Annotated in this window: 3 protein-coding genes; 2 read left to right on the top strand and 1 reads right to left on the bottom strand. The window is 45.7% G+C overall.

Features of this window, described 5'->3' with window-relative positions; translation table 11 throughout:
- Both L0156_12660 and L0156_12655 read left to right on the top strand, forming a co-directional pair.
- On the top strand, positions 1-1870 hold a 1870-nt coding region (locus L0156_12660), incomplete at its 5' end, for a PAS domain S-box protein (GenBank protein MCI0603851.1).
- Positions 1867-2520, top strand: coding sequence for a response regulator transcription factor (locus L0156_12655; protein MCI0603850.1), 654 nt, complete (start codon positions 1867-1869; stop codon positions 2518-2520). The genes L0156_12660 and L0156_12655, both read left to right, overlap by 4 nt.
- Positions 2521-2534: 14 nt before the next feature.
- Here L0156_12655 and L0156_12650 read toward each other — a convergent pair whose 3' ends face one another.
- Positions 2535-3884 (bottom strand): sulfatase, encoded by a 1350-nt coding sequence (locus tag L0156_12650; GenBank protein ID MCI0603849.1) that lies wholly within the window; start codon positions 3882-3884, stop codon positions 2535-2537.
- Positions 3885-4032 lie beyond the last annotated feature (148 nt).

Here is a 4032-nt window from a genome sequence, read left to right as displayed (position 1 = left end):
GATTTGTTCTACCTGGATGTTGATGATCAGCATCGGAATCGTTGATGCATTCACCGGCCCTGAGCTTTCACTTTCACCATTCTATCTCATCCCGGTTTTCATCAGTGCTTACTTCGTGGGGCTCTGGTCAGGTGTTGCCATTTCTGTGGCGAGTATTTTTGTTTATCTTGTCGGCGATCGAATACTTTCAATTTCCTACTCCCGATCTACGATTCCGTTCTGGAATGCTGCCGTAAGGCTTTCCCTCTTTTTGGCGGTTGCTTACGTGTTAGCGAAAAGAAGAATTGCTGAAGAAAAACTCGCCCGTAGCGAAGAAAGATTCCGACTGCTTGTAGATGGTGTGAAGGACTACGCCATTGTTATGCTGGATCGGGAGGGGCGAATCATCAGTTGGAACAAGGGCGCCGAGAAAATTTATGGTTTCACCAATGAGGAAATCCTGGACAGACACTTTTCGTGCTTCTATTTCAAAGGTGATATGGAATCTCGAAAACCCGATATAGATCTAAAAGTGGCTCGCGACTTCGAAAAATATGCAGAGGAAGGCTGGCGTTTACGAAAGGGGGATGAGCAATTCTGGGCCGACGTGATTATAACTCCGTTGAAGGAGAAAGGAGATATTCTGAGAGGTTATTCGATGCTTACTCGTGACAATACAGAACGAAAGAAAGCTGAAGAAGCCATCCGCATTTTTGCAGCGCTGCATGAGATTGACCGGATGATTCTTTCGGCCGGATCTTCGGAAAAAATTGCAGAGGAAGCGCTAGGAAGAATGCGGTCTCTGATCCCGTTTCAAGTGGGGACCGTTACATTGTTTGACTTTCAGCATGGACAAGGTCAAATCCTCGCCTTAGAAGGAAACGACAGGAGTATCGCAGAAAATCATTTTTTTTTGGATGCCTCTGGTGATGACACCGGCCTGTTGGTGCAGGGACAGGTACAATACATAAAAGACAAACTGGATGCCCATGACTATCTTCCGCTAACTGCGACTTTGCCTTTTGGCAGGTTGCGATCCTATGTCAATCTTCCTCTACTTTCCCAAGGTAGCCTTATCGGATCGATCAATTTAGGTATGAGCAAGCCATCAGGATTTACCGCTGAACATTTGCAAATTGCCCGTGAAATCGCAAATCAGGTTGCTCTGGCGATCCAAAGTGCTCGACTTTTCGATCAATTACGTCTGGCACATCAACGGTTGAAAACGCTTTCGGGACGCTTGCTTGAAGTGCAAGAGGCGGAAAAACACAAGCTGGCTCGAGAATTACATGACGAAATGGGTCAGGCCTTAACTGCTTTACGAATTCATCTTGAAGAATTGGAAGGTTCGGATGAAGCGTGCCAAACTTCGTTACACTGGCAGGAGAGCATTTCGATAGTGGAAAAATTGTTGAATCAAGTACGGAATCTCTCATTAGATCTGCGGCCTTTGATTCTGGATGATCTCGGTCTCGTTGCCGCTTTACGATGGCATGTTTCCAGGACCTCCAATCTGGCCGGGTTTGGTGTACATTTTGAAGCTACTTTGGATCCGGATGCTCTTTCTTCCGATTTAGAGACGGTTTGTTTTCGAGTGGCACAGGAAGCAATCACAAACATTGTTCGTCATGCGAGCGCAACTCATGTGAATGTTGAATTGACCTCAAAGAATGACGAGGTTTGTTTGTTAATCAAGGATGATGGGAAGGGTTTCGATGTGGAACATGCGCAAAGTTGCGCGTTGAAGGGTGAAAGTCTCGGTCTATTGGGTATGAAGGAAAGAGTGATGCTGGCGGGGGGATGTGTCGAAATTGAATCGGTTCCTTCATTCGGCACGGAAGTGCGAGTACGTCTTCCTCTGAAACCAAAGGAAATGGTGCTGCCGATATGAAACCGATCCGTATTCTGATTGCCGACGATCACGCTCTGGTGCGGGACGGAATCCGTGCCATGATGGATAAGACGGAAGATATTGATGTCGTAGCCGAGGCAAGTGACGGGCTGGAGGCGATAGAGAAGATCTCTAAACATAAACCGAACCTGGTCTTGTTAGATATCGGAATGAAGTCCTTAAACGGACTGGACGCAGCGGCAAGAATCACGAGGGAATTTCCGTCCATTCATGTTGTCATTTTATCGATGCACGCCAACGAAGAATATGTGTTGCGCGCTCTGCGCGCAGGTGCTGTAGGCTATTTGCTCAAGGATTCAAAAAAGCAGGAACTTCTGATGGCGATTCACTCCGTTATGCAGGGTAAAACTTATTTAAGTCCGCAAGTCTCACGCCACGTAATCGACAATTATGTGCGCAGCGTAGGTGCCGAAAAGAGTCCATTGGAGCAGCTGACTCCAAGACAACAAGAAATCCTTAAACTTGTTTCAGAAGGACGAAGCAATAAAGAAATTGCTCAGCTCTTGAACGTTTCGGTCAAAACAGTAGATACCCACCGAACTCAGTTGATGCAGCGACTGAATATTCACGACGTCGCGGGCCTGGTTCGGTTCGCTATCAAAGCCGGCTTGATCTCGTTGGATAACTAAATCAACAGATCGGTTCAAGGTAGATAGCCGAGGGCTTTTAGTTGTTCTGTTACCTGTTCATCTAGAAACGGAGGCCCTGGATATCTATTGCTAAAACTGGAAGCCAGACTCTGAGCTCCTCTGAGCATTACCGAATAATCCTTTCGGCAAGATTGTACGAAATCCGGATATTTTTGGAACAGATTATTGAGTTCTTCCGGATCCTCACGCAAGTCGTAAACCTCAGGTGATGGATCCCTGTCAGGAAAGAAGATCGCAACCTTATCTCCTTTCCTGACCCGAACCCTTCCACTTTGTTCCGAAATCAAGACGCGTTTCGGTACCCGACGATCTTTTAAGACAAAGGGCATTAGATTTCGCCCTTGAAAACGAAAAGGGGGTGAGAGATTTAAGGCAGCGAAGATTGTCGGCATTACATCAATGCCTTCCACAGGTGAATCGATGCGACGTGGAGAGATCCCCGGAATCCGTATGATCAGAGGAATTTGTAATTGCGTGTTGCGAAGCAAATTATGTCCAACATAACCACGTTCACCAAGACTCTCCCCGTGATCTGAAAGAACCACAATTAGCGTTTCGTTATAAATATGAAGCGCACGAAGTTTATCGAAGAGTCTTCCGATGAAATCATCAACATAAGCGATTTCAGCCTTATACAGATCTCTAACGAAATCCAGGTCGGCTTCGGAAAGTTTCCTGATATTGTAATAGTTGTCTCCACATTTTCCTCTCGGATCTATTTCGCCTCGATACGAGCCGGCATATCGATCTCGATATGATTTTGGCGCGAAGTACGGGCAATGAACCTCATAAGTGTGAAGGAAAAGAAAAAATTTTTCCTGGTAATTGCTATCGAGCCATTCGTTTATCTTCCACTCAAGATTTTCAAGCGATTCTTTTGTATCTGTAGCACTGTAGGTGCCTCCTTCCCAATAGACGTCAAAGCCTTTATCAAAGCCGAATTTTCGACTTAATTCCCCGCCGCCAACAAATCCGGCGGTCTTAAAGCCGTTTAATTGGAACTGCTGAATCGGCCCGGTTAACTTTTCATCAGGTACGCTGTTTCGTGAGGTTTTGTGGATCGATGGATACAGCGAATAGAGAATGGACTTATGAGAAAGGGCGGTGGAAGGTGCTTGCGAAGTAACTTGAGCGAACAGAATATTCTCATTGGCAAAACGGTTCAGGTTCGGGCTGGTTTTCATTTCGGAGTTATAGCAATCAAGAAAATCGGGTCTTAAAGTATCGATTGAAATCAAAATAACTTTCTGAAGAGATCTTTCGCTGACAGTGGAGTCGGTTACGAGTCCAAGAAAGAGAGTCAATATTATCAACCGCAGTTTCGAGCGATACCGACTTGACATGATTTAACTTCCTCAAGCATGGCGTTTTGATCTTGAGTCGGTTTTTTGATTAGGTATCTGCTTCTGAGAAAGCCATATGGAGTCAGCTCTACTGCATCTTTAAGACGACTGATTGAGCGCGTCTATTTTCCTGCCAACTGTCTTCGTT

This window comes from bacterium, from assembly GCA_022616075.1.
Classification (GTDB): Bacteria; Acidobacteriota; HRBIN11; order JAKEFK01; family JAKEFK01; genus JAKEFK01.
Note: the sequence above shows the minus strand (reverse complement) of the source record. Positions and strands in the feature narration are given on the sequence as shown.

What these genes read in the sequence shown, in the direction of transcription:
- L0156_12655 (MCI0603850.1), top strand. Translation starts at nt 1,867, where the DNA reads ATGAAACCGATCCGTATTCTGATTGCCGACGATCACGCTCTGGTGCGG.
- L0156_12650 (MCI0603849.1), bottom strand. Translation starts at nt 3,884, where the DNA reads ATGTCAAGTCGGTATCGCTCGAAACTGCGGTTGATAATATTGACTCTC.